This is a genomic window from Glycomyces sp. NPDC050141 (assembly GCF_055586545.1).
The window spans coordinates 44,260-66,730 of the sequence record NZ_JBVJHZ010000032.1 but is presented as its reverse complement, the minus strand read 5'-3'; the positions used below and the strand labels follow the sequence as shown (position 1 = coordinate 66,730).

Sequence of the window (22,471 nt, the reverse complement as noted above, 5' to 3'; positions counted from 1 at the left end):
CCCGCGGGGCGGCGAGAACACGGGGGGGGGGTTCTCTGTCGGGAGAAGAGGGAAAAAAAAAAAAAAAAAAAAAACCCCCCCCCCCCCCCCCCCCCCCCCCCCTCGCCGGGCGTTCCCCGGCGGGGAAGAGAGGAGGAGTGTGAGCGGCCCGGCGGCTCACCGGCGCATCGAGTGCAAGCACCGCAACGAAGGGCCGCAGACCGGTGGTCCGAGGCCGAGCGAGGCGGCGGGCTCAGGCCAGTGCGCCGAGGATGAGCGACGCGGCGGCTGGGACCAGGTACATGACCGGGTAGACCACGGTCTTGTACGAGCGGGCCCGCAGCACCGTGATGACCGCGCCAAGGAAGTAGAGGATGATGCCGATGGCGGCGGCGACGCCGATGAACGGAACGAACAATCCGACGACGAGGCCGACCGCCCCGGCGGCCTTCGCGAGGCCGAGCAGGAACCACCACGACTGCGGCACGCCGTAGCTCTGCAGGGGCTCGATCACGAAGGCGGCCTTGGTGAAGATCGAGTAGGCCGAGAAGCCGACCCAGAGTGCAGCGGCGATGGTGACGATGACGTGGGCGACGGTCATGGGAATGCTCCGGTTCGATTCGCGGGGACGCTTACATCCGGTTGAACCGCGGCGCGAAGCGAACGTGACAGCGGAACTCAATGAGTGGCGCGGATCACGAACGGAAACTTGTCGGGCCGCGCGCGTTGCCGACGAGGGGCCGGCAGGGTGGCGGCTCATCGCCGAGCCGAGCCGAGCCGAGCCGAGCCGAGCCGAGCCGAGCCGAGCCGAGCCGAGCCGAGCCGAGCTCCGCGGGTCGCAGCGCTGGCCGGTGCGTATTGCCGGTTGGAGGTCACGTGTCGAGGGCGGCCTAGGATTCGTCGATGCAGAGGATCGAGGCCGGGGCCGTGATGATCAGCGACCGGCGGACCGAGCGGAGCTGGACGGTCGGGGTCGCGCCGTTCCTGCTGTCGCCCTTGCCGGTCACGCGCCGTGCGATCGGCGAGGCCTTCGGCCTCGGCGTCGTTGACGACGACCGGCTGCCCGCGACGAACACGTCCTGGTTCGAGGCCGTCCGCTTCTGCAACCGCGCCTCCGAGCTGGCCGACCTCCGGCCCGCCTACACGGTCACCGGCGCGGGCACCGACACCGAAGCAGTCGAATGGGACCGCACCGCCGACGGCTACCGGCTCCCCACCGAGGCCGAATGGGAGCACGCCTGCCGGGCCGGGACCACCGGGCCCCGCTACGGCGAACTCGACGAGATCGCCTGGTACCGCGACAACTCCGGCGAGCGCCTCCACCGCGGCGGCGAGAAGGCGCCGAACGCCTGGGGCCTGCACGACATGATCGGCAACGCCTGGGAATGGTGCTTCGACGTCTACGACGCCGAGGTCTACCGCGACTACCGCGTCATCAAGGGCGGCGGCTGGTTCGACGAGCACTGGTCGTGCCGGGTCGGCGTGCGCCGCCGCACCATGCCGACCCTCCGCATCGACGACCTCGGCTTCCGCCTTGCCCGCAACGCCGCCTGAACATTCCGGTGGAGCCGAAGCCTGCGACTCGAGCCCCCGAGATCCGAGTTTCCAGCCCGCGTCCTACCTCGACAACGCACCCGACCCCAAGACCCTCGCCGCCGGACTGCGCGCCCTCACCGCCACCCTCGGCGACTGACCCGCGCCAGTTTCGGGGGTTGTGGCGGACAGTGACGGAACGCTACCGTCCGGTCATGGCAGACAAGGAAAGCAAGATCCGGCGATCGCCCCTGCATGACCGCCACGAAGCACTCGGGGCCCGCTTCGAGGAGTGGAAATGGGGTCGCAAGGACACGCAGCTGGTCCCGATGGACTACGGCGACACCTACGGCGAGCACGCCGCGGTCCGCGAGGGCGCGGGCGTCTTCGACCTGTCCCACCAGGGGCAGATCATGCTGCACAGCCTCGGTACCACCAAGGCGCTCAACAGGATTCTCACCAACGACACCGACCAGCTCGACCGCGTGGGCACCTCCCAGTACAGCCTCCTGTGCGACAAGGACGGCGGTGTCATCGACGAAATCCTCGTCAACCGCTTCACCGCCTCCGGCTACGCGCTCTTCGGCAGTGCCGCGAACTGGCTCGACGCGGGCATCATCCTCGACGACTACACCCCGCACATGGTGGAGGTGGCCGTCATGGACGGCACCCAGGTGCTGCTCGAAGTGCACGGACCCGAGGCCGCGCCGATGCTCGACCGCCTCGGCATCCCTGTCGGCCACCCGCACATGGACTTCGAGATCTCGATGCTCGAACACTGGGAGGGCGCCTGGTCCTGCCGCACCGACCGCTTCGGTGAGGAGGCCTACCTGGTGGTGGCACTCGCAGAACCGGGACGGAGGCTCTGGAACCGCCTGTTCGCCGCGGGCGCGCGGCCCTGCGGCCAGGACGCCTACGACCTCCTCCGGCTTGAGCACGGACTTCCCAAGCACGGCGTCGAGCTCGGCCACGAAATCAACCCCGTCGAGGCCCGCATGAGCTGGGCGGTCGGCTGGAGCAAAACCGAATTCCACGGCAAGGAGAGCCTGGAGGCCGTCCGCACTGCCGGACCGGCCAGGCGGCTCTGGGGACTGAAGGCCTTGGACGACGGCGTGCCGCTCGCCGGTCAAGCGGTCTTCGAAGGCGTACGCCAGGTCGGCACCACCACCTCGGCGGGTTACTCGCCCACCATCGACAAGGGCATCGCGCTCGCCTTCCTCGATCCTGAATTGAAACCCGGCGCTGACCTGGAGACCGAGGGCCCGGAAGGCCGCGTCCCCGTCCGCGTGGTCAAGCCGCCCTTCACCCGATGACAAAGCGGCAGTGGCTGAATTTGACCGGAAGCTCTTCGGCGTGGGCTGTCGGTGAAGGCATACCTATGGCGGGGGTTCGACTTCGAGATGGCTGAGGTCGGGCCAGCTGCGCATCGGCTCTTCCAGCCAGGTATGGATTTCGAGTGAGCGCAGGTATCCGTCTCTGGTGAAGAGGATGACGCCTGCGTAGAGGTTGGTGTCGATGTAGTTGCCACTGGCCGCGGGTCTGCCATCATGTGGAGGAGCGGGTTTGCACCGGGCCTTGTCGACCCACAGGTCGACTGACGTGCACCCACAGGGGCACCCTTCCTCCATCGTCGTGAAGGGGATCTGTTGCCGCAGTGCATGGTGCACTGGATTATCGCCTGGCAGCAGTTCCTCCAACGTACCGACGACGATAGGAGAGAGCGGCACCGGGCCATCAGCGCGGGATTCCTCTTGTGGTCTGCTCATCCATCAATTCTCGTAGTACCCGGTGCAGCGGCTTACGCCCCACTGGGCGCGCACTGTTGTCGGGGCCTTCGCGCGCCGCCGGGTCGGGCCCGGCGGCGCGCGCGCTTTGGGTCAGTTGGGGCAATTCTTGATGGTGCTGTTCCAGATGCGGATCGCCTCGGCGATGAGGAGTTCGCAGTGGACTCCGGCCCAGTCGGCTTCGATCGGCGCCGAGACGCATAGGGCGGGTTGGTCGGTGTCGAGTCGGATCACGGACCCGATCGCCTCGTCATTGCAGGTGATGCGAGCGCGGGCCTGGGTCGGGATCAGGGAGAAGGTCAGCGGACGGCTGCTGATCTCGAACGTTTCGACGTGGGCGGCTGCGTGGAACTCGGGGTTCATGCTGCGCCTCCGGTGGCGAGGGTGCCGAGGTTGAGGGTGTGGCTGGTGTCGAAGGCGTGGTCGAAGGCGTGTTCCCAGGCGGTCATGTACGAGCCGGTGGCGGGTCTGGGCGAGGGTCGGGGGCGGTTCTGCCGCGGTCGCGCACGCCAGTGGTTGGCGCTGTCGCGGACGGCGTCGGCGAGTTCGCTGCTGGTTCGGGTCTCTCTGGCGGCGATCACTTTCCGTGCAGCGCGGGCGCCGCCGATGGCGGCGGCGATCGCCGCCCCGGGTACTGCGGCGGTGTCCCCGGCACGGTCGGCCGGGCGGGTCTGTGCTGGGATGCGCTCCGGTGCTTCGGGTTCGGCCCGTTGTGCGCTGGCGAGCGGGGCGGGCATGGGGATGAGGCCGAGGCCGATCACCCAAGCGATCCATCGCAGGGCCCAGACGACCCGTTCCCGGAAGTACGGCTTCTCGGGCTGGAAGTGTGCGGCGCGGAGCTCGGCGGACTTGACGATGAAGCGGTCGAAGGCGTCTTCACGGAGCTTGGAGAACCGGAACTCGCCGGTGGAGTCTTCGCGGTTCCAGAAGCGGTCGCGGTGGGGCCTCGGGGGTTCGTCGGGTTCGGAGGGGACGGGCCGCCAACCGGTGCCGGTGGTGGGCGGGGGCCGGTCCGAGCCGCCGCCCCGCCGGGAAGCCGGTCGCGGTGGCTCCTGTTGCGGGGGTTCGGGTTCGGGCCAGTCGGCGGTTCCTGGGAACCAGGCGTTGCCGGGGTTCACCCAGCCTTCTGCGGGAAGCGGGTCGGGGGTTTCGTCGCGGCGGTGGCGGCCGGTGCGCTCGTCCTTGTACCACCCGGGGGACCCGTAGGGGCCGGGGTCGAACGGGTCGTGGGGCCGGTTGGCGTCGATGAGCCAGGTGTCGCCCGGCTTGTGCCGCAAGTGCATCGGCTCGTACCGGGGGCTGCGGGGGTCCGAATCCGGCGCTTCGAGGTCGCAGGATGCGGGGTTGTGCTGGTACCGGTACGCGCCCGGACACATCCGGTCGGGCTCGCCATCGCCCATGAAGAGGCGGCGGCCCGCCCAGTCGTAGTACCCGGCTGCCTCGCCCGAACCGGTGATCTCACGCAACAGCGCACCCGGACCGAGGTGATCATGCTGATAGAACGGCTCCTGGACCAGGACCATCGCCCTTGCCTGGTTCCGGGCGGCCGTGAGTTGATGAGTTGCGCTACGCCTGTTTTCGCGTAGGGTGGGATAAGCCATGGGAGGCTCGCCTTCCTTGGTTTGAGGAGGTGGGCCGCCTGTTCTGCCAAGAAACTGGGGCGGCCCACCGGCCATATTCAATTGGTTCATCAGCGTGCGATTCGCACGTAAGTTCAGGCTGACACAGCCTTTCGCGAAACCGCAAGCGCGACACACCTTCGTGTGCAAAAGCGTCTAGAGCCCCTCGCCCACCCCACCCCCACCAGCGGCGCCCTGCTGTACCCCACAGTTGGAAGCTCTCCGCTACCCTGGGTTGCGCCCCTTGACAATCCTGACATTTGCCCCCGGAGGTCCCCACCCGTGGCAGAACGCGCCCTCAACCCCACGCGCCTCGAAGCGGTTCACCATGTCCGGCGCTGACGTCTTCACGATGGAGCCTGAAGAGGTCCACAAGTCCGTGGAAGTCCTCTTCGATGTCGAGTCCGAAGTCGATACGACAACCACCGCACTCTTCGACACCACCACCGAACTCGCGCAGCAGCTCAAGGACTCCGACACCGCCCTCGGCCCGGCCCTCGCCGAAGCTGCGGAGTGGTGGCAGCTCCAGCGCGCCAGCGGCTTCACTCGCCTGTGCGGCAACACGGGCGAGTACCTGGCCGTGTGCGCCGAGGAGGCCGTCGAAGTCGACCAGTACAACGCCGGCGACTTCGCATCCCTCGCCGACCATGACCGCTACCCCGGCCGCGCCAACGAGAACGCCTCGGCCCGCCCCGACTGGTAGGAGACAACTCAATGAGCGACATGTCCTGGAAGGATCTCCGCGACCTCGACTGCGACGCAATCCATTCCGTCGCCACTACCTGGGACAGGTATGTGGGCAGCATGATCGATCACACCGAACGGCTGCGCACAGAGGTCATCGCTGGGCATCTGAGCGTCGAGAACTACGAGTCCGACACCGCAAACCTGGTCCGTGAGCAGATCGACCTTTTCACAGGACGTTTCGAAGACGACCTCTCCGACTACGCCAAGATCCGCGTACACGTCACCCTCATCGAGGCGGCCGAAGCACTCAAAGCCGAACAGGAAGAACTTCTTGAGGTAGTGGGTCTCATCGAGGAACACGACTTCGAGATCGAGGGCGACAAGCACAACTACGAGGTGAACGCGAACGCAGACCTCCACCAGGCGATCCTGACTACCAACCCGCCCCAGTGGCTCTGTCACAAGATCGGCATCGAAAAGCCCGAAGGCATCGACCCCATCACCCGGCTGAGGGCGCTGGGCAACGGCATCGACCTCTATCTCGAAGTCGACAAGATCGGGGACCAATACCAGGACTGGTTGCGGGCCATTATGTCCCGCGCCCACGACGCCGACGACGACGCGGCCGCCGCGCTCAAAGACATGCGCGAGAACCCGCCGGAACTCCCACCCGAGCTCGGGGCCACTCACGACGAGCTCATCGACGACTATAAGTCCGCACTGAGCGAGGAAGTCGCGGCCGAGATGGAAGCGATCGCCAACGGCGAGTCCGGTATGTCGCCCGAGCAAGTGAATCAGTGGTGGGAGGACCTGAGCGACACCGAGAGGGAAGCACTCATCACCGAGCACCCCGAATGGGTCGGGCCCACTGATGGAATCCCCGTCGATGTGCGTGACACCGCGAACAGGGTGACGCTCGACAGCACCATCGAGAGCCTCGACAGCGAAATCGCCTCCGTTCAAGAGCAAATTGCACAGATGGAGGCAAACGGCACCGACACCGTTGGAAGTGGTCGCGGCACCGGTGCGAACCCGGAGTACACGGCGCTGTTGGAGGAATGGGAAAAACTGAACTCGGACCGAGATGGTCTTGCCTCTCTGCAGGACAGGATCACCGATGACGAGGGCAACCCTGAGCTGTCGAGTACTACCGATCAGCCGTACTACCTGATGAAATTCGGCACCGAGGGCAGCGGTCAGGCGGTCGTCTCGATCGGCAACCCGGATGAAGCAGCGAACGTCAACACCTACGTCCCGGGAACCTACGCGGGACTCGAAAACGCCAGTAACGACCTGGACCGCGCCGACATCATGGCCAATGACGCTCGCTACGTGGATCCGCTCAACGAGACCGCCACGGTCATGTGGGTGGACTACGACGCCCCCGACGATCCGATGAACGAGGCCAGGGACATGAAGTGGGCCGAGGAAGGCTCCGACGAGCTGGAGTCCTTCACCCAAGGCATACGTGCCACCGCCGAGGGCGAGCCGTCGAACCTGACGCTTCTCGGGCATTCCTACGGGACCGACATGATCGGTACTGCAGCTTCGAGTGAAGGCGTGGATGCCGACAACATCATCTTCGTCGCTTCCCCTGGAACCAACACCGAGAGCGCGAACTCCCTCGGCATCGATACTGAGAACGTCTACGCCACCACCAACGACCAAGACATCATCAACGCCCCAGCTAACCTCAGAGTCAATGGTCCAGACCCCACCGAATCGGACTATGGGGCCAATGTCATCGAAAGCGTAGCGGTCGACTACCCCTGGTACAACCAGATCGGCGAGGCGATGGACAACCACGGCACCTATTGGGGGGACCAGAACATGGATGCGCGGATCGAGATGGCCAATGTGATAACCGGGCAGAAGTGAGGATGATCGTGCCAGTAACACAAACGCCTACCGCACGAACCGGATCTGGCGGCCGCTCCGCCTGGCTCCTCGTCGCGATATCCACCCTGCTGCTCACTGCGTGTACAACCTTGGAGGATGGGATGGATTCCCCGCCTGAAACCGAATACACCCAAGCTGAGGCGTACGCCCCCATGGAGGAGGCTGTGGCTGATGTGGTTGCGGTGCTACCCGACTTCCCCGGATTCGAGCGCCGCGACTGGGCAGAGATCCCATGCAGCCACAACGGGAAGGACGATTCCGACTACACGAACATCGAGATCCACTACGACATGTCTCTCGAAGCCTCCGGTACCGCTCTCGTCAGAGACGATTACATCGAGGTGCTCCGTGAACACTGGACTTCCCTGGGATACGAAGTCACCTACGACGAGACCGACGAGAAGGAAAGTGGGAGGATCGATCGAAACCTCGCGGTAAAACGCGATGACGGAATCACCCTCTGGTATCGAGTTTGGGGCCTTGCTGGCCTGGCGATCCAGTCAGGCTGCGTACCGGTCAGCGAACTGAGCGAATTCGAGTACATCCCGCCCGCTGGTGGCATCGAACCCGGCAGCGACAAGGACCGCGTCGAGAAGTACTTCCCCGACGGGATTCCCACCGACCAAGCTGCCGCCATCGACCCGTTCGCCACCTCGCAGGCTGCCTTCGGGCCGGTGTCCTTCGACTCTCCCGAGTCCTACGACGGCCTGATTTGACGTGCCAGGTTCATGAAGCCGCCGACCGCGATTGCGATCCACAACCGGATCGTCTGGTTTGGTTGGGCTGCATTCGTTCTCTATCTCTTGACAGTGGTTGTGTACGAAGATATATACGACACGACTGCCACAGGCCAGCTCGCAAAGGATTTCAATCAATTCCTCCTTTGCCCCGCCTTTGTCGCAGGCATGACGCATAGCCTCGTCGCACTCAGTATCCACAACCGTTCTTATGCGGCAAGTACCGTCACAGTCATCATCTACAGCCTGTACGTGCTCATCATGCTGGTGGGAATCAATATCGCATTGACATTCTGGCCCATTTTCATATCGATGGCGCTCGCAATTCTCGGGATCGTGCTGCTCATGCTTCCCTCGTCGCAAGCTTGGTGCTGGGAAAGCCCCGCGCCGGTCGATTCGGAACCCGACCAAGGTGAAAGGTAGATCCCGTGTACCAACAACCGAATACCCAACCGCCCTATGGGAATCCGCCCGCATATCCACCCGCTCACAGTCCTCATCAGCCTCAGGGGATGCATTCTCCACAGGCGTATCCGTATGGCGGGCAGGGTTATCCGCCTCCCTCCGCACCCCCGCTTGCGCCGCCTCCCCGTAAGGCCCGAGGCGGGGTCGTCGCGCTTGTCGTCGTGCTCGGGTTGCTGGTCGTCGGCGGTGCGGGCGCCGCCGTTTGGTGGGCCATGGACCGATACGGCGTCGACGGCGATCCCGCAGCTTCGGATGAGCTCGTCATCGAGGATTCCGAGTCTGGGATCTCGTACACGATGCCCGATACCTGGGAGCAGATGAACTCTGACGACCTGATCGAGGCGTTCACTTCCAGTGCCAGCTACGCCGCCGAGGACGAAGAGGGCAGCTCCGCCTCCGTGGTCGCGTTCTCCGGTGAGGCGATGACCGATGAGGAGATGTCCATGTCGACCTCCGTCATCGCCGGGGAGAACTCCGAGTACTTCTATCCCTTCCCTGAGGACAAGCAGATCCTGATCTCCGAGCCCATCGAAATCGACGGGCAAGAGGCCTACCGGTTCACCTGGGAGGTCAGCATCTCCGGCGAACCGCCGATGTACGGGCACATCATCCACATCATCACCGACGACAACCGCTCTGTCTTCCTCATGGGCATGGCCTTCGGTGACGACCCCGCGATGCGAACCGAGGTCGACGCCGTCGTCGACAGTGTGCGCCTGATCTGAGACAACCTCGGCCCGGCGGAAAACCGCCGAGTTGGCGCTCCTATTGGTTGCGGGCGGCCTGATCGCCCCATTGGCCGGCCCCGCCAGCGAGGATGACTGCGCCGGTCTCGATGTCGGCGATGGCAGCGTCCGCTACGTGCGCTGCGAACTCCTCGACGGAGAGGAGGCTGCCTGCGGCCTCGCGGCGGTGCTCGATGGCGCCCGGCTGGGCTCGTTCCAGGAGTGTCGCGGTGATCGTGCCCTCGATCATGTCGCCGGAGACGGTCACAAAGTCGACGCCGTGCTCGGCGAACGTCGGGATGAGCGCTTGGAGGGCCTCGCCACCGGCGTGCTTGGAGCGCGCGACGGGCGCGTAGACCGCCAGGGTCTCTTCGTAGGTTCCGTAGAAGTGCGCCTGGTGGCTGGTCACGTAGACGATCCGGCCGCCGCGCGGCATGAGTGCGAGTGCCTTGGTCGCGAGGTCCACTTGGGCGTCTCGGTTGAGGCGGAGCGCGTAGTCGGCGTCGACGTCCTTCTCGAGGCCGCCGGAGGCGTTGAGCACGAGCACGTCGAGGCGTTCAATTGCTGCGAGCATGGCGTCGACTTGCGCGGCGTCCGTGACGTCGGCTTGGACCGAGGCGCCCGTGGCCCCTCGCTCATTGATCTCGGCGACGACCTTCTCGGCCCGCTTCGCCTTGTCCCGGTAGTTGACCAGGAGGTGCGCGCCCTCCTCCGCGAGGAGCCGGGCAGTGGCCGCCCCGATCCCCCGGGACGCGCCGGTGATGAGAACCGTCTTGCCGACTAGCTGCCCCAATGCCTCGTCCTTTTCTCAGGGATGAAATCGGAACAGCCTAATGAACCGTCCCCTGCGGGAAGCGCCCATGACCCCGCTGCTCAGCCAGTTGTCACCTCGGGGTCATCCTTCGGGAAGTCCCCTGGCATCCCCCCAATGCGGATATTCATACGGTAAAGCGCGGCAAGGAAATCCACGACGCCAATGTGGTACTCCGACCAGTCACCGTTCCTTCCCGAGACCACGATCGACCAGTCGTCAGGGGATTCTGACCAGGTTCGCCAGAAGAAGCAGTCGCCTTGGTTCGACGACGCCCAAAGCAGCAGGCCGCCGGGCTCCGGAAACGGCACATAATCTGCAGCGCAACCATCCTCGCGCCAGTCGTCAAGGATCGCAGCCGCTTCTCTATGAGCCGCAATGTACAACGACTCCTCCCCAGGTTGGGGCAGGTCAAGGCAAAGGAAATCCTGGAGAACCAGCGCCGGGTATGCCTCCGCCAGAGCGCGGAAATCAGAGGGAAGCTCTACCCCCAGCTCTTCGCGCAGTACCTCCCAACGCACCTCCCGTGGTGCGGCCGCGCGAAACTTCACCATCGCAGGGATCGCCGACTCCAGTCTCGAAATCGAAGAGGTCACTTCATAAGGGGTTTTTGGCACGGCTTTCCATTCATCGCATCGGCCCGGCGGGGAGCCGCCGGGCCGGTTTGGTTGTTGCGGTTATTGGTTGCGGCGGTGGACTTGTTGGGGGCCGGTTTGGTCTCGGGGCATGATCGTGATCTGGTCGACGTTGACGTGGGCGGGTCGGGTTGCGACCCAGGCGATCGTGTCGGCGATGTCGTCGGCGGTCAGGGGCGTCATGTTCGCGTAGACGGCGTCGGCGCGGGCCTGGTCGCCTTCGAAGCGGACCAGGCTGAACTCGGTCTCGACCATGCCGGGGTCGATCTCGCAGACGCGGACCGGCTGGCCGGCGAGCTCGAGGCGGAGGACGCGGGTCGCGGCCGCTTCGGCGTGCTTCGCGGCGTTGTAGCCGCCGCCGCCCGGGTAGGACGTGCGGGCCGCGATCGAGCCGATCACGACGACCTGGCCGTCCCCGGAGTCGATGAGCTTCGGCAAGAGCGCCTTGGTGACCCGGATCGTGCCGAGCACGTTGACGTCGTACATCTGCTGCCACAGGTCGAGGTCGGCCGTGGCGATCGAGTCGAGGCCGAAGGCCCCGCCCGCGTTGTTGACGAGGAGGTCGCAGCGGCTGATGACGGCGGTGAACGCGGCGACCGAGTCCTCGTCGGTGACGTCGAGCGGCAGCGCCGTGCCGCCGCACTCCGCTGCGACCTCGGCGAGCCGGTCGGCCCGGCGCGCGCCCAGGATGACGTCGAACCCGGCCTTGGCGAGGGCTTTCGCGGCGGCCGCTCCGATGCCGCTGCTCGCGCCCGTGACTACTGCTACAGGTTTGGTGCTCATGGGCCCCGAGCCTACCCATTCGCGGACGAATCCGATCCGCGCTCGTCCCACTCTGCGGCCCAGTCAGGGGCCTGTACCCGTTTGCGGCCGTACCATCGGGGGCGACGCTGGTTCCGGGGCGCAGAGTGCTGCCGCCCCGGCTAAGAGGGAACCTGGTGCGAATCCAGGACTGCCCCGCAGCGGTGAGAGGGAACGAAACCCGCCATGAGCACTGGGCCCGAAAGGGTCTGGGAAGCGGTGGGAAGTAGGAAAACCAGAGCCCTCGAGTCCGAATACCTGCCCGCGTACCGCGCGCGACCGCGCGTGGTCCCGTTGTCGCAAGTTCGAGGGAACTGACACATGAACACGACTACCAGCGTGCCCGCGAAACCGCAGGCCACCGCACTCGGATACCCGCGCATCGGACCGAACCGCGAGCTCAAGCGCGCGCTCGAGGCCCACTGGTCCGGCCGCCTGGACGCCGCCGGGCTGGAGGCCGCCGCGGCGGCCGTCCGCTCCGGGATGCTCGACGACCTCTCGGTACTGGACGCGGTCCCGACCGGCACCTTCTCCTACTACGACCACGTGCTCGACACGATCTGCGCTGTGGACGCGCTCGCGCCGCGCCACCGCCGCGATAGCGAACTGGCCTCCTACTTCGCCGCCGCGCGAGGCGACGACCAGGCCGTGCCGCTCGAGATGACCAAGTGGTTCGACACGAACTACCACTACCTGGTCCCCGAGATCGGGCCCGGAACCGCGTTCGCGGCCAAGCCCGCCAAGGCCGTCGCGGAGTTCCTGGAGGCGAAGGAGCGCGGCCTCGACGCCCGCCCGGTGCTGGTCGGCCCCGTCTCGTTCCTCCTGCTCGCCAAGCCGAGCGAGGACGCCCCGGCCGGTTTCGCTCCGCTCGACCGGCTCGATGAGCTCGTCACGGTGTACACCGAAATCCTTGCTGCCCTTCGGGACGCTGGGGCCGGGCTCATTCAGCTCGACGAGCCTGCACTGTGCGGTGACCGCACCGAGGCCGAACTGGCCGCGGTGTCGGCGACCTATCGGCGCCTGACTGCCGACTCGCGCATCCTCATCGCGGGCGGTTACGGGCCGTTCGGCGAGTCGCTGCCAGTCCTCCTGGACGCCGGTGTGGAGGGTGTCGCGCTGGACCTCATGCGGGGCCGCAGTGACCTCGATGCACTTGAGGCACTGGATGTTTCACGTGAAACATTTTTCCTCGCCGGATCGGTCGACGGCCGCAACATCTGGCGCGCCGACCTCGCGAACGGCGCCGCCGACCTCGCACGGCTGCAGCGCATCAGCGACCGCGTCGGGGTGTCGTCCTCTTCGTCGCTCCTGCATGTTCCTGTGGATCTGGACGCCGAAACCGAGCTCCCTGAGGCCCTGTTCGAGCGGCTTTCGTTCGCCCGACAGAAACTCCAGGAGATCAAGCAGATCGCCGACCCTGAGGGGTCGCGCGAGGCCCGCCCGGCCACTCCCGCCGCCTGGCGCGACGAATCCGTGCGCGAGCGCCTGGCCGCGCTCGGCGCCGATGCCGACCGGCGCGTCCCTTACGCCGACCGGCAAGCGGCCCAAGCCGAACGCGTTCCGCTGCCGCCGCTGCCGACCACCACGATCGGCTCGTTCCCGCAGACCGCCGAGCTGCGCAACGCCCGCGCCGCGCACCGCCGCGGGCTGATGATCGACGCCGACTACAAGGCCCGCATGAAGGCCGAGGTCGCCGCCGTCATCGCCGAGCAGGAGAAGCTCGGCCTCGACGTGCTCGTGCACGGCGAACCCGAGCGCAACGACATGGTCCAGTACTTCGCCGAGCAGCTGCACGGCTTCGCGACCACCGCCGCGGGCTGGGTCCAGTCCTACGGTTCGCGCTGCGTGCGCCCGCCGGTCCTGTACGCCGACGTCACCCGCCAGGCGCCCATGACCGTCGAGTGGACCTCGTACGCGCAGTCGCTCACCGAGAAGCCCGTCAAGGGCATGCTCACCGGGCCCGTGACGATCCTCGCGTGGTCGTTCGTGCGCGACGACCAGCCGCTCGCCGACACCGCCGACCAGGTCGCGCTCGCCCTGCGCGACGAGGTCGCCGACCTCGAAGCGGCCGGGACCGCGATCATCCAGGTCGACGAACCCGCACTGCGCGAGCTCCTGCCCGTGCGCGCCGCTTCCCGTGCGGCCTACCGGGACTGGGCGACCCGCTCGTTCCGTGTCGCCACCGCCGGGGTGCGGCCGGAGACCTCGATCCACACGCACCTGTGCTACTCGGAGTTCGGCGAGGTCATCGACGCGATCGCGGCCCTGGACGCCGACGTGACCTCGATCGAGGCGTCCCGCTCCAAGATGGAGGTCCTCGCCGACCTCGACCGCGCGAACTACCGCAGCGCGGTCGGCCCGGGCGTGTGGGACATCCACTCCCCGCGCGTCCCCGCCGCCGAGGACATGGCCGAGGCCCTGCGCCTGGCCGTGGCCGCGCTCGGCCCCGACCGCGTGTGGGCGAACCCGGACTGCGGCCTGAAGACCCGCCGCTACGAGGAGGTCCGCCCGTCGCTCGAAGGCCTGGTCGCCGCCGCGCGGACGGTCCGCGAGCAGCTCGCCTAGGCAGTCGCTGTACCCGCCGCTCCCCGGCTCCGGCGCTGTCGGGGCCGGGCGCGGCGGGCACGTACCCTTGCATATGTGGCGATAGACAACTACCGCGTCCTGGCCGAGCCCGAGTTCGGCACCATGTCGGGCCTGGCGAAGGCCAGCGCCGACTGGCGCCGGCTCGCGCACAACGTCGAGACCCTGGCGGGCGTAGCCGGGGTGCCGATGATGGCGATGGTCAAGGCCGACGCGTACGGGCACGGCATGGTCCCGGCCGGGCGGGTCGCGGTCGAGGCCGGGGCGGCGAGCCTCGGGGTCGTGACCCTCAGGGAGGCATGGCAGCTCAAGCGCCTGCCGGACCTCGCGGGCACCACCGTGATGGCGTTCTTCTTCGCCCCGGACCAGCCGGGCCTGGCCGAGGTGATCGGCGCGGGGATCGAACTCGGCGTCTCGTCGCTGGCGCAGCTCGACGCGGTCGCCGCGGCGGCCGAGAAGGCAGGGCGTCCGGCGCGCATCCACCTCAAGGGCGACACGGGCATGTCGCGGGGCGGGGTGGTCGAACCGGAGTGGGCGTTCGTCGCCGAGGCCGCCGCGAAGCACCAGGCGGCCGGTTCGCTCGCCGTCGTCGGCGCGTGGAGCCACATGGCCTGCGCGGACGAGATCGGGCATCCGGCGAACGCCGACCAGAAGGCCGCGTTCGAGCGGTTCCTGGGGACCGTGGCGGCTTCGGGTCTGGAGCCCGAGGTGCGGCACCTCGCGAACTCGGCGGCGCTCATCTCCGACCCTGAGACCAGGTACGACATGGTGCGCCCGGGGATCGCGCTGTACGGGTACAACCCGGTGCCGCAGTTCGAGGTCGACCTGCGGCCGGTGATCGAGGTGCGGTCGGTCGTCATGTCGGTCAAGCGCGTCCCGGCCGGGACCGGGATCTCCTACGGGCACACGGTGCATCTGGAGCGGGACGCGAACGTGGCGCTCGTGCCGCTCGGGTACGCCGACGGCGTGCCGCGTGCGGCCTCGGGCAAGGCGGAGGTCTACCTGGCGGGCAAGCGCCGCCGGGTCCTGGGCCGGATCTGCATGGACCAGTTCATGGTCGACTGCGGCGACGACGCGGTGAAGCCGGGCGAGCCGGTGGTCCTCATCGGCGCGGGCGAGCAGCACCCGAATGCGGACGACTGGTCGGCGTGGGCCGGGACGATCCCGAACGACGTGCTGACGGCGATCGGTTCGCGCGTGCCGCGGCTGTGGAACCGGGGTGTGGTTCCGCGCGAGGCCGCCTGAGTACTGAACGCCGCGTCTACCGCACTGCGGCGTTTCCGGGCAGAATGTCCGGGGGGCTTGGTGTTCGAGAGCATTGCGAGGCCGCATGAGTGAGAAGCAGTCCCGCCGGTTGCGCGGCCTGGCCGTGGCCGGGGGCATCACCGGTGGCGTGGCGGTCGGCGCCGCGCTGGCGTGGGGGGTGCCGCGGTATCTGGCGCGGCGGACGCGGGCGGCGTCGAGCGACCCGTACGCGCATGAGCCGTTCGAGCTGCCGCCGCAGCGTTCGGTGTTCACGGTGGACTCGCACGGCGTGCCGATCCACGTGGAGACGGCCGGTCCGGAGGACGCGGACCTGACGGTGGTGTTCGTGCACGGCTACATGCAGGACATGGCGACGTTCTACTTCCAGCGCAAGGCGGTCGCGGAGGCGGACCGGGAGGGGGTGTCGCTGCGGGCGGTCCTGTACGACCAGCCGGGGCACGGCCGCTCCGGCCCGCTTCCCCGTACGGAGTACGGAATTGAAGACCTCGCGGAAGTGCTGCACGACGTCCTGACGGCGGTGGCTCCCCAGGGTCCGCTGGTGCTCGTCGGGCATTCCATGGGCGGCATGACGATCCAGGTGTACGCGCGCACGCACGAGGCGGACTTCCGCGAGCGCGTCAAGGGCGTGGCGTTCTTCTCCTCCACCTCGGCGGGGCTCGACAAGGTGGCGACGAAGCCGATGCGGTCGCTGCAGCGGCTGCGGCGCACCGTGCTGCCGATGCTGCAGCAGGTCGCGGGCTGGACGCCGGACCTGATCGAGCGGTCGCGGCTGCTCGCGGGAGACCTGGGGTGGCTGCTGACGCGCAAGGCCGCGTTCGGGCACCTCGACCCGCCTGCGTCGCTGGTCACGCTGGTGGAGCGGATGAACCGGCGGACCTCGATGCAGAGCATCGTCGGCTACGCGCGAGCTATCCTCGATCACGACGAGACGGCGACGTTGCCGCTGTTCACGGGGCTTCCGGCGCTGGTGGTCGTCGGCGACGAGGACCTGCTGACGCCGCCGGAGCACTCCCGGCGGCTGGCGGCGGCGCTCGGCGGGTCGCGATTCGCGCTCATTCCCGAGGCGGCCCACTCACCGCAGCTGGAGTACCCTGGTGAGATCTCACAACTGCTGTTGGAGATGATCGACAAAGTCGTGGCTGAGATCGGCAGGGGTTCCGCCGTGTCCCCCGCCCCGGCGGCGGCGCCGCTCGAGCGCGACCCGGGACGGCATCGCAGGTGGTCGCCGTTCTCCCGCCACCACGGGCACCGTCTCGAACCCTGAACGGACGCCGCGCCGACAGGCCGGCCATCGACACGCACTTTGAGGAGTGAAACGTGAGGCTCCAGCTCCAGACGCCCGCAGACACCCACGAGTTCGGGCTGCGCCTGGCCGCGGTCCTCCGCGCGGGCGACCTCGTGATCCTCACCGGCCCGCTCGGGGCCGGGAAGACGGCGCTCACGCAGGGCGTCGGCGCTGGTCTCGGCGTGGAGGGGCGGATCACCAGCCCCACGTTCGTGATCGCCCGCTCGCACCGCGCGGGCGCGGCGGGCGTGCCGCTGGTGCACGTCGACGCGTACCGGCTGGAGACCCTCGACGAGCTCGACGACCTCGACCTCGACACCGACGTGGAAGCGGCGGTGACCGTGGTCGAGTGGGGCGCGGGCCTCGCCGAGCGGCTTGCCGAGTCGCACCTGGAGATCGCGATCGAGCGGCGTGCCGACGAGGTGCGCGAGGTCGTGCTGCACGGGCGCGGCGGCGACTGGGCCGAGCGCCTGGCCGCACTGGAGTCCCCGGTGGGTGCGGCCGCATGAGGGTCCTCGCACTCGACACGTCCACTGCCGCAGTGCAGGCCGCGCTGGTCGACCTCGACGGTGCTTTTGGAAACGACGCCGACGAGCTGTTCCTGACCTCGTTCCGCCGTGAAGTGAACGCGCGCGGGCACGTGGAGAAGCTGGCGCCGTTCATCGAAGGCTGCCTCGCCGACGCGGGCCGGACCGTCAAAGACATCGACGCGGTCGTCTCCGGCGTCGGCCCGGGACCGTTCACGGGACTGCGCGTCGGCATGGTCACCGCGGCGGCGTTCGCCGACGGCGCGGGCATCCCCGTCTACGGCGTCTGCTCGCTCGACGGCATCGGCGCGAACACGCGCGGCCGGGCCCTCGCGGCCACCGACGCGCGCCGCAAGGAGATCTACTGGGCCGTCTACGAAGACGGTGTGCGCGAAGGCGAACCGCAGGTGTGCAAGCCCGCGGAACTGCCGGACACCAAGGCCGACTACGCGATCGGCGAAGGCGCGAGCATGTACGCCGACGTGCTCCCGATGGACGCCGAGACCACCCCGATCTACCCCGACCTGGTGAAACTCGTCGAGCTCGCCGCTCCGCGCCTGCTCGCGGGCGCCCCGAGCGAGCAGCTGACACCGCTGTACCTGCGCCGCCCGGACGCCCAGCCGTCGGCTAGCTGATCCGCGTACGGTTTGAGGCGATGAACGACTTGCGGATCGACCGGCTGCGCTGGTGGCACCTGCCCGCCGTCGCCGAACTGGAGACCGCGATCTTCGGGCCTGAGGCCTGGAGCGAGGGCCTGCTGTGGACCGAGCTCTCGGCCGGGAACGACTACCGCGCGGTGTTCGAAGGCGACCGCATCCTCGGCTACGCGGGCACCGCGCTGCAAGGCGACGAGATGTGGCTCAACAACATCGCCGTCGCCGCCGAGGCCCGCCGCCGGGGGGTCGCACGGATGCTCATGGACGACCTGCTCGCGCGGGCGAGAGCGCACAGTGTGCAGTCGGTGTACCTGGAGGTCGCGGTCGACAACGTCCCGGCCCAGCGCCTGTACGACGGGTACGGTTTCTACGGCATCGGCGTGCGCAAGAACTACTACCAGCACACCGGCACGGATGCCGCCGTGATGAGGATGGACCTGTGAAGAACAACCCTGTGGTGATGGGCATCGAGACCTCGTGCGACGAGACCGGTGTCGGGATCGTGCGCGGCCACGAGCTGCTGGCGGACGCGGTGGCCTCGTCGGTCGACGAGCACGCCCGCTTCGGCGGGGTCGTGCCCGAGGTCGCGAGCCGCGCGCACCTGGAGGCCATGGTGCCGACGGTGCAGCGGGCCCTGGCCGACGCCGGGCTGACCCTGAACGACCTCGACGGCATCGCCGTCACCGCAGGTCCCGGCCTCGCCGGGGCGCTCATGGTCGGTGTGGGCGCGGCGAAGGCCTACTCGATCGCCACGGGCGTCCCGCTGTACGGCGTCAACCACCTGAGCGCGCACATCGCCGTGGACACCTTGGAGAACGGGCCGATCCCCGAGCCCGCGATCGGCCTGCTCGTCTCGGGCGGCCACTCTTCGATCATGATGGTCGAGGACCTCGCGGGCAAGGTGACGCAGCTGGGCGCGAGCATCGACGACGCCGCAGGCGAGGCCTTCGACAAGGTCGCGCGCCTGCTCGGCCTGCCGTTCCCCGGAGGCCCGTACATCGACAAGGCCGCCAAGGAAGGCGACCGCGCGTTCGTGCGGTTCCCGCGCGGCCTCACCGCCGCGAAGGACATGGAGCGCCACCGCTACGACTTCTCCTTCTCCGGCTTGAAGACCGCCGTCGCCCGCTGGATCGAGGCCCAACGCGCCGAAGGGAACAACGTGCCCGTCAACGACGTGGCCGCCGCGTTCCAGGAGGCCGTCTGCGACGTGCTCACCCAGAAGGCGATCCTCGCCGCGAAGGAGCACGGCGTCGGCACGATCCTCCTCGGCGGCGGCGTGGCCGCGAACTCGCGCCTGCGCACCCTCGCGGTCGAACGCGCCGAGGACGCCGGGATCACGCTGCGCTACCCGCGCCCGAAGCTGTGCACCGACAACGGCGCCATGGTCGCCGCCCTCGGCTCGCACCTCGTCTCGGCCGGTGTCGCGCCTTCCGTCATCGACTTCCCGGCGAGCTCGTCTATGGACGTCGAGATCGTGAGCCTCGCCAACCGGCTCTAGACCGCCTGGGCCGCAACCGGTTCGGCTTTGCTGCTCGCGCGGCGGACGCCCGCGAGGTAGAGGACCGAGGCGACCGCCGCGAGCATCCAGGGCGAGGGCAGCAGGATCACCGTGTTGGTTACTGCCCACACCAGGAGCATCCAGCCGAGGAACGCGGGCGGCACGAGCCCGCGGCGGTCCATCCACAGGACCGTGAGGCCGAAGGCCAGGAGCGGGACACCGAAGCCGCCGATGCTGAGCCAGTATGAGGACATGCTGGGGCCCATCGTGATGACGCCTTCGTCGGGGCTCCACAGTTCGGCGCCGAACCATGCGGCCGCGTGTTCCGGGGCGACCAGCGCGAGGCTGAGCACGGTGTGTCCGATGCCGAGGAAGACGAAGATCCGTCCGGCCCATTTGATCATGACGACCCCTTAATTACGGAACTGATAGTTTCAATACTCTTGGTTCCGTATCCTAAGGGCATGCCGGAAGCGAAGCAACCCGTGGGGCGCCCCCGGGACAGCCAGATCGATCACGCCGTAGCGGCCGCGACGCGCGCGGTCCTCTCCGAGCGCGGGTACTCGAAGCTCACCGTCGACGCGGTCGCTTCCCGTGCGGGCGTGGGGAAGGCCGCGATCTACCGGCGGTTCGCGACCAAGCAGGAGATGATCTTCGCGGCCACCGTGCACGACATGGAGGAGCGGCCGCCGCCGGACTCCGGTTCCCTGCACGGGGACCTGGTGGCGATCTGCGAGGTCATCGCCGCGCAGCTCTCCACCGCGCCTCCGGCCGTGCTGCACGGACTGCTGGCCGACATCCACGGCGACCAGGCGCTCGGGGCGCGGTTCACCGGAACGTTCATCGAACGCGAGCGGTTCGTGATCGACACGGTGCTCGCGCGGGCCGTCGAACGCGGCGAGCTCGCGACGGCCCCGGACTCCGCCATAGTGCACGCGCTGCTGCTGGGCCCGATCTTCTACTGGCTCCTCATCCTCATCGGCGACCGCCGCACCCTGCCCGAACTCGTACAGACCACGGCCGCGGCGGTCGCCGCGACGCTGACTAACCGGTGAGCACGCGGCGGCCAGACAAGGCAAGGACCAGCGCCGCCGCGACGAGAACGGCGGCGGTCCACAGCGGGCCCGCATTGCCTGCGACCAGCGCGAAACCGGCGATGACCGGTCCCGCTGCCGCGCCGATGTTGAGGGCGGCGGTCGCGTAGGACCCGGCCATCGTGGGCGCGGCCGCTGCCTCGTAGAGGACGCGTGCGATCAGGGTGCTGCCGACGGCGAACGCCAAGGCGCCCTGGGTGAACGCGAGCGGCAGCAGGACGGCCGGATTTGCGGCCCCGAGAGCGAGCGCGCACCAGCCGAGCAGCAGGAGCGGGCCAGCAACGGCGATCGTCCTGCCGGGCTTGCGGTCCGAGAACCGCCCGGCGACCGTGACCCCGGTGAACGACCCTGCGCCGAACAGCACGAGGACGACCGGGACCCACAGTTCGCCGAGCCCGGCGGTGCCGGTGACGACGGGCGCGATGTAGGTGAACGCACCGAACGTCGCCGCGTTCACGAGCGCACCGAGGCCCATCACGAGGATCAGCCGGGGCTTTCGCAGCGCAGCGAGCTCGGTTCGCAGTGGCGTCCCGTCCATTCCACGGGTATCGGGAAGGCCCCTGAGCAGGCCGAAAGCGGCAGGAACGCAGAGGAGGGCGACGGCCCAGAAGGTCGCGCGCCAGTCGGTGAGCGCACCGAGGAGGGCGCCGCCGGGGACTCCGGCGATAGTGGCGATCGTGGTGCCGCCCAAGAGGACTGAGAGCGCGCGTCCCTTCCGGTCCGGTGCGACCAGGGCGGCCGTCGCAGTAAGGGCGACGGCGAGGAACCCCGCGTTCGCGAACGCCGCGATGATCCGGGTCGCGAACAGGACCGCGAAGTCCTCGGTGACCGCCCCGACCACGTGCGCGGCCAGGAACAGGCCGAGGAACGCGAGCAGGGGCGAACGCGGCGGCCAGCGCCGGGCGAGTGCGGCGGTGAGCGGCGCGCCGACGGCCATGCCTGCGGCGTACGCGGTGGTGAGGAGGCCTGCGGTGCCGACCGGGACGTCGAGGTCGGCGGCGAGGTCGGGGAGGAGTCCGGCGAGCATGAACTCCGAGGTGCCCATGGTGAAGACGGCTAGGGCGAGCAGGTAGACGGGTAGCGGCATCGGGTTTCTCCGTGGTGTCGAGCGTTCATCGGGTACGTCTCGTCACCGCGGCCAGCGGCCCTGGGGTTTCGCGTGTGGTTCAGGGGGCTGGCGGGTGACCGGCAGCCCCTGCCGTGTCCGATTCCGGATTCACCATGCCGGGACTGTATGCGTGCGGGCCGGGTGCGCGCAACGCATTTGCCCCGAATGTCGGTGGCGCGGTCTACCGTGGGCGGCATGGATGTGAACGAGTTCTGGTGGGAGCCGCCGCTGGCGGGGACCGAGGAGGCGCATCTGGTCGGGGCCCTCGACCGGCTGCGGACGACGTTTCGCTGGAAGGCCGACGATCTCGACTCGGCGGGCCTGAACGCGAAGGTCGGGACGTCGGTACTGACGTTGGGCGGGTTGCTGAAACACCTTGCGCGCGTTGAGGACGTGACGTTCAACTGGAAACTGCGGGGCAGGGCGCCGGGGCCGGAGTGGGACGAGAGCCTGCTCGACGACACCGACCACTGGGAGTTCAGTTCGGCGGCAGGGGATTCGCCGGAGCACCTGTACGACCTGTGGGACGGCGCGGTGGCGCGCTCGCGCGAGCGGCTCGCCGCGGTCCTGGAGGAGGGCGGTCTCGACCAGCCCGCGCATCTGGAGTGGCCGGGGCGCGGGCACCTGAGCGTGCGGCGCGTGGTGTTCGACCTCGTGGAGGAGTACGGCCGCCACACGGGGCACGCGGACCTGCTGCGCGAGTCGGTCGACGGCCGCGTGGGCGAGGACCCGCCCGCGGGCTGGCGGCCGGTGAGCGGTTCGGCCGGTTAAACCGCTTG

General features: G+C 68.3%; 26 protein-coding genes and 1 riboswitch. Of the genes, 17 read left to right on the top strand and 9 right to left on the bottom strand.

The features are described from left to right. Positions 1–232 precede the first annotated feature (232 nt). The gene (locus tag ACZ60M_RS18675; RefSeq protein WP_465419675.1) at positions 233–580 is read right to left on the bottom strand and encodes a DoxX family protein; all 348 of its coding nucleotides are present in this window, start codon (positions 578–580) and stop codon (positions 233–235) included. A 302-nt stretch (positions 581–882) separates the two neighbouring features. On the opposite strand from ACZ60M_RS18675, the gene ACZ60M_RS18670 reads away from it, so the two are divergent. The 3 genes from ACZ60M_RS18670 to ACZ60M_RS18660 are packed head-to-tail and all read left to right on the top strand — an operon-like array spanning position 883 to position 2,825. Next, positions 883–1,533 (top strand): formylglycine-generating enzyme family protein, encoded by a 651-nt coding sequence (locus ACZ60M_RS18670; RefSeq protein WP_465419673.1) that lies wholly within the window; start codon positions 883–885, stop codon positions 1,531–1,533. Then, on the top strand, positions 1,514–1,672 hold the full coding sequence (locus ACZ60M_RS18665; RefSeq protein ID WP_465419671.1) for a hypothetical protein: 159 nt from the start codon (positions 1,514–1,516) through the stop codon (positions 1,670–1,672). Before ACZ60M_RS18670 ends, ACZ60M_RS18665 begins: the two co-directional genes overlap by 20 nt. Positions 1,673–1,727: 55 nt before the next feature. Beyond that, the gene (locus ACZ60M_RS18660) at positions 1,728–2,825 is read left to right on the top strand and encodes an aminomethyl transferase family protein (RefSeq protein WP_465419669.1); all 1,098 of its coding nucleotides are present in this window, start codon (positions 1,728–1,730) and stop codon (positions 2,823–2,825) included. A gap of 63 nt (positions 2,826–2,888) precedes the next feature. Here the strand turns inward: ACZ60M_RS18660 and ACZ60M_RS18655 are convergent, their stop codons facing one another. The 3 genes from ACZ60M_RS18655 to ACZ60M_RS18645 all read right to left on the bottom strand — a co-directional run bounded on the left by ACZ60M_RS18655 (position 2,889) and on the right by ACZ60M_RS18645 (position 4,819). Beyond that, on the bottom strand, positions 2,889–3,278 hold the full coding sequence (locus ACZ60M_RS18655; RefSeq protein ID WP_465419667.1) for a hypothetical protein: 390 nt from the start codon (positions 3,276–3,278) through the stop codon (positions 2,889–2,891). Positions 3,279–3,389: 111 nt separating this feature from the next. Next, a complete protein-coding gene (locus ACZ60M_RS18650; RefSeq protein WP_465419665.1) occupies positions 3,390–3,659 on the bottom strand; it encodes a hypothetical protein in 270 nt (89 codons plus the stop codon). Then, entirely contained in the window at positions 3,656–4,819 is a 1,164-nt protein-coding gene (locus ACZ60M_RS18645; protein ID WP_465419663.1) for a hypothetical protein, read from the bottom strand. The genes ACZ60M_RS18650 and ACZ60M_RS18645 overlap by 4 nt, the downstream gene beginning before the upstream one ends. A gap of 424 nt (positions 4,820–5,243) precedes the next feature. Between ACZ60M_RS18645 and ACZ60M_RS18640 the strand changes: the two genes are divergently transcribed. From ACZ60M_RS18640 to ACZ60M_RS18620, 5 genes are all read left to right on the top strand, one after another. Then, a complete protein-coding gene (locus ACZ60M_RS18640) occupies positions 5,244–5,618 on the top strand; it encodes a hypothetical protein (protein ID WP_465419661.1) in 375 nt (124 codons plus the stop codon). Between the two features lie 11 nt (positions 5,619–5,629). Then, a complete protein-coding gene (locus ACZ60M_RS18635) occupies positions 5,630–7,480 on the top strand; it encodes an alpha/beta hydrolase (RefSeq protein ID WP_465419659.1) in 1,851 nt (616 codons plus the stop codon). Positions 7,481–7,665: 185 nt separating this feature from the next. After that, positions 7,666–8,217: a hypothetical protein gene (locus ACZ60M_RS18630; RefSeq protein ID WP_465419657.1), complete on the top strand. Its 552-nt coding sequence runs from the start codon at positions 7,666–7,668 to the stop codon at positions 8,215–8,217. Between the two features lie 12 nt (positions 8,218–8,229). After that, complete coding sequence (locus ACZ60M_RS18625) at positions 8,230–8,661, top strand: hypothetical protein (RefSeq protein WP_465419655.1); 432 nt, start codon at positions 8,230–8,232, stop codon at positions 8,659–8,661. Positions 8,662–8,864: 203 nt separating this feature from the next. After that, positions 8,865–9,428, top strand: a complete 564-nt coding sequence (locus ACZ60M_RS18620) for a hypothetical protein (protein ID WP_465419653.1) — start codon at positions 8,865–8,867, stop codon at positions 9,426–9,428. A gap of 40 nt (positions 9,429–9,468) precedes the next feature. Here ACZ60M_RS18620 and ACZ60M_RS18615 read toward each other — a convergent pair whose 3' ends face one another. The 3 genes from ACZ60M_RS18615 to ACZ60M_RS18605 all read right to left on the bottom strand — a co-directional run bounded on the left by ACZ60M_RS18615 (position 9,469) and on the right by ACZ60M_RS18605 (position 11,657). Then, positions 9,469–10,221: an SDR family oxidoreductase gene (locus tag ACZ60M_RS18615; RefSeq protein ID WP_465419651.1), complete on the bottom strand. Its 753-nt coding sequence runs from the start codon at positions 10,219–10,221 to the stop codon at positions 9,469–9,471. 80 nt (positions 10,222–10,301) lie between these two features. Continuing rightward, positions 10,302–10,856, bottom strand: a complete 555-nt coding sequence (locus ACZ60M_RS18610; protein ID WP_465419649.1) for an SMI1/KNR4 family protein — start codon at positions 10,854–10,856, stop codon at positions 10,302–10,304. 60 nt (positions 10,857–10,916) lie between these two features. Beyond that, positions 10,917–11,657 (bottom strand): SDR family NAD(P)-dependent oxidoreductase, encoded by a 741-nt coding sequence (locus ACZ60M_RS18605; protein WP_465419647.1) that lies wholly within the window; start codon positions 11,655–11,657, stop codon positions 10,917–10,919. Positions 11,658–11,748: 91 nt separating this feature from the next. Beyond that, positions 11,749–11,955: riboswitch (cobalamin riboswitch) on the top strand. A 41-nt stretch (positions 11,956–11,996) separates the two neighbouring features. Here ACZ60M_RS18605 and metE point away from each other — a divergent pair. The 7 genes from metE to tsaD all read left to right on the top strand — a co-directional run bounded on the left by metE (position 11,997) and on the right by tsaD (position 19,490). Then, positions 11,997–14,240, top strand: coding sequence for a 5-methyltetrahydropteroyltriglutamate--homocysteine S-methyltransferase (gene metE, locus ACZ60M_RS18600; RefSeq protein WP_465419645.1), 2,244 nt, complete (start codon positions 11,997–11,999; stop codon positions 14,238–14,240). Between the two features lie 75 nt (positions 14,241–14,315). After that, positions 14,316–15,503, top strand: a complete 1,188-nt coding sequence (gene alr, locus ACZ60M_RS18595; protein WP_465419644.1) for an alanine racemase — start codon at positions 14,316–14,318, stop codon at positions 15,501–15,503. 85 nt (positions 15,504–15,588) lie between these two features. Further along, the gene (locus tag ACZ60M_RS18590) at positions 15,589–16,788 is read left to right on the top strand and encodes an alpha/beta fold hydrolase (protein ID WP_465419643.1); all 1,200 of its coding nucleotides are present in this window, start codon (positions 15,589–15,591) and stop codon (positions 16,786–16,788) included. A 53-nt stretch (positions 16,789–16,841) separates the two neighbouring features. After that, a complete protein-coding gene (tsaE, locus tag ACZ60M_RS18585; RefSeq protein ID WP_465419641.1) occupies positions 16,842–17,318 on the top strand; it encodes a tRNA (adenosine(37)-N6)-threonylcarbamoyltransferase complex ATPase subunit type 1 TsaE in 477 nt (158 codons plus the stop codon). Then, on the top strand, positions 17,315–17,971 hold the full coding sequence (gene tsaB / locus ACZ60M_RS18580) for a tRNA (adenosine(37)-N6)-threonylcarbamoyltransferase complex dimerization subunit type 1 TsaB (protein WP_465419639.1): 657 nt from the start codon (positions 17,315–17,317) through the stop codon (positions 17,969–17,971). The genes tsaE and tsaB overlap by 4 nt, the downstream gene beginning before the upstream one ends. Positions 17,972–17,991: 20 nt before the next feature. Beyond that, complete coding sequence (gene rimI / locus ACZ60M_RS18575) at positions 17,992–18,435, top strand: ribosomal protein S18-alanine N-acetyltransferase (RefSeq protein WP_465419637.1); 444 nt, start codon at positions 17,992–17,994, stop codon at positions 18,433–18,435. Further along, the gene (gene tsaD, locus ACZ60M_RS18570) at positions 18,432–19,490 is read left to right on the top strand and encodes a tRNA (adenosine(37)-N6)-threonylcarbamoyltransferase complex transferase subunit TsaD (RefSeq protein ID WP_465419635.1); all 1,059 of its coding nucleotides are present in this window, start codon (positions 18,432–18,434) and stop codon (positions 19,488–19,490) included. Before rimI ends, tsaD begins: the two co-directional genes overlap by 4 nt. On the opposite strand, the gene ACZ60M_RS18565 is transcribed toward tsaD, so the two are convergent. Further along, complete coding sequence (locus ACZ60M_RS18565; protein ID WP_465419633.1) at positions 19,487–19,894, bottom strand: DUF6463 family protein; 408 nt, start codon at positions 19,892–19,894, stop codon at positions 19,487–19,489. The genes tsaD and ACZ60M_RS18565 overlap by 4 nt on opposite strands. A gap of 60 nt (positions 19,895–19,954) precedes the next feature. Here ACZ60M_RS18565 and ACZ60M_RS18560 point away from each other — a divergent pair, with 60 nt between their 5' ends. Then, positions 19,955–20,545: a TetR/AcrR family transcriptional regulator gene (locus tag ACZ60M_RS18560; protein WP_465419631.1), complete on the top strand. Its 591-nt coding sequence runs from the start codon at positions 19,955–19,957 to the stop codon at positions 20,543–20,545. On the opposite strand, the gene ACZ60M_RS18555 is transcribed toward ACZ60M_RS18560, so the two are convergent. Beyond that, on the bottom strand, positions 20,535–21,671 hold the full coding sequence (locus ACZ60M_RS18555; protein ID WP_465419629.1) for a Cmx/CmrA family chloramphenicol efflux MFS transporter: 1,137 nt from the start codon (positions 21,669–21,671) through the stop codon (positions 20,535–20,537). The two genes, ACZ60M_RS18560 and ACZ60M_RS18555, sit on opposite strands and share 11 nt — an antisense overlap. A gap of 216 nt (positions 21,672–21,887) precedes the next feature. Between ACZ60M_RS18555 and ACZ60M_RS18550 the strand changes: the two genes are divergently transcribed. Next, positions 21,888–22,463, top strand: a complete 576-nt coding sequence (locus tag ACZ60M_RS18550) for a mycothiol transferase (RefSeq protein WP_465419627.1) — start codon at positions 21,888–21,890, stop codon at positions 22,461–22,463. Positions 22,464–22,471 lie beyond the last annotated feature (8 nt).

Bases quoted from the DNA above. Each gene is read 5' to 3' on its own strand.
- ACZ60M_RS18670 (WP_465419673.1), top strand. From the start codon at position 883: ATGCAGAGGATCGAGGCCGGGGCCGTGATGATCAGCGACCGGCGGACC.
- ACZ60M_RS18555 (WP_465419629.1), bottom strand. From the start codon at position 21,671: ATGCCGCTACCCGTCTACCTGCTCGCCCTAGCCGTCTTCACCATGGGC.
- ACZ60M_RS18660 (WP_465419669.1), top strand. From the start codon at position 1,728: ATGGCAGACAAGGAAAGCAAGATCCGGCGATCGCCCCTGCATGACCGC.
- ACZ60M_RS18635 (WP_465419659.1), top strand. From the start codon at position 5,630: ATGAGCGACATGTCCTGGAAGGATCTCCGCGACCTCGACTGCGACGCA.
- ACZ60M_RS18560 (WP_465419631.1), top strand. From the start codon at position 19,955: ATGCCGGAAGCGAAGCAACCCGTGGGGCGCCCCCGGGACAGCCAGATC.
- ACZ60M_RS18655 (WP_465419667.1), bottom strand. From the start codon at position 3,278: ATGAGCAGACCACAAGAGGAATCCCGCGCTGATGGCCCGGTGCCGCTC.
- ACZ60M_RS18565 (WP_465419633.1), bottom strand. From the start codon at position 19,894: ATGATCAAATGGGCCGGACGGATCTTCGTCTTCCTCGGCATCGGACAC.
- ACZ60M_RS18625 (WP_465419655.1), top strand. From the start codon at position 8,230: ATGAAGCCGCCGACCGCGATTGCGATCCACAACCGGATCGTCTGGTTT.
- ACZ60M_RS18550 (WP_465419627.1), top strand. From the start codon at position 21,888: ATGGATGTGAACGAGTTCTGGTGGGAGCCGCCGCTGGCGGGGACCGAG.
- ACZ60M_RS18590 (WP_465419643.1), top strand. From the start codon at position 15,589: ATGAGTGAGAAGCAGTCCCGCCGGTTGCGCGGCCTGGCCGTGGCCGGG.
- rimI (WP_465419637.1), top strand. From the start codon at position 17,992: ATGAACGACTTGCGGATCGACCGGCTGCGCTGGTGGCACCTGCCCGCC.
- ACZ60M_RS18650 (WP_465419665.1), bottom strand. From the start codon at position 3,659: ATGAACCCCGAGTTCCACGCAGCCGCCCACGTCGAAACGTTCGAGATC.
- ACZ60M_RS18675 (WP_465419675.1), bottom strand. From the start codon at position 580: ATGACCGTCGCCCACGTCATCGTCACCATCGCCGCTGCACTCTGGGTC.
- ACZ60M_RS18605 (WP_465419647.1), bottom strand. From the start codon at position 11,657: ATGAGCACCAAACCTGTAGCAGTAGTCACGGGCGCGAGCAGCGGCATC.
- tsaB (WP_465419639.1), top strand. From the start codon at position 17,315: ATGAGGGTCCTCGCACTCGACACGTCCACTGCCGCAGTGCAGGCCGCG.
- ACZ60M_RS18640 (WP_465419661.1), top strand. From the start codon at position 5,244: ATGTCCGGCGCTGACGTCTTCACGATGGAGCCTGAAGAGGTCCACAAG.
- metE (WP_465419645.1), top strand. From the start codon at position 11,997: ATGAACACGACTACCAGCGTGCCCGCGAAACCGCAGGCCACCGCACTC.
- ACZ60M_RS18645 (WP_465419663.1), bottom strand. From the start codon at position 4,819: ATGGTCCTGGTCCAGGAGCCGTTCTATCAGCATGATCACCTCGGTCCG.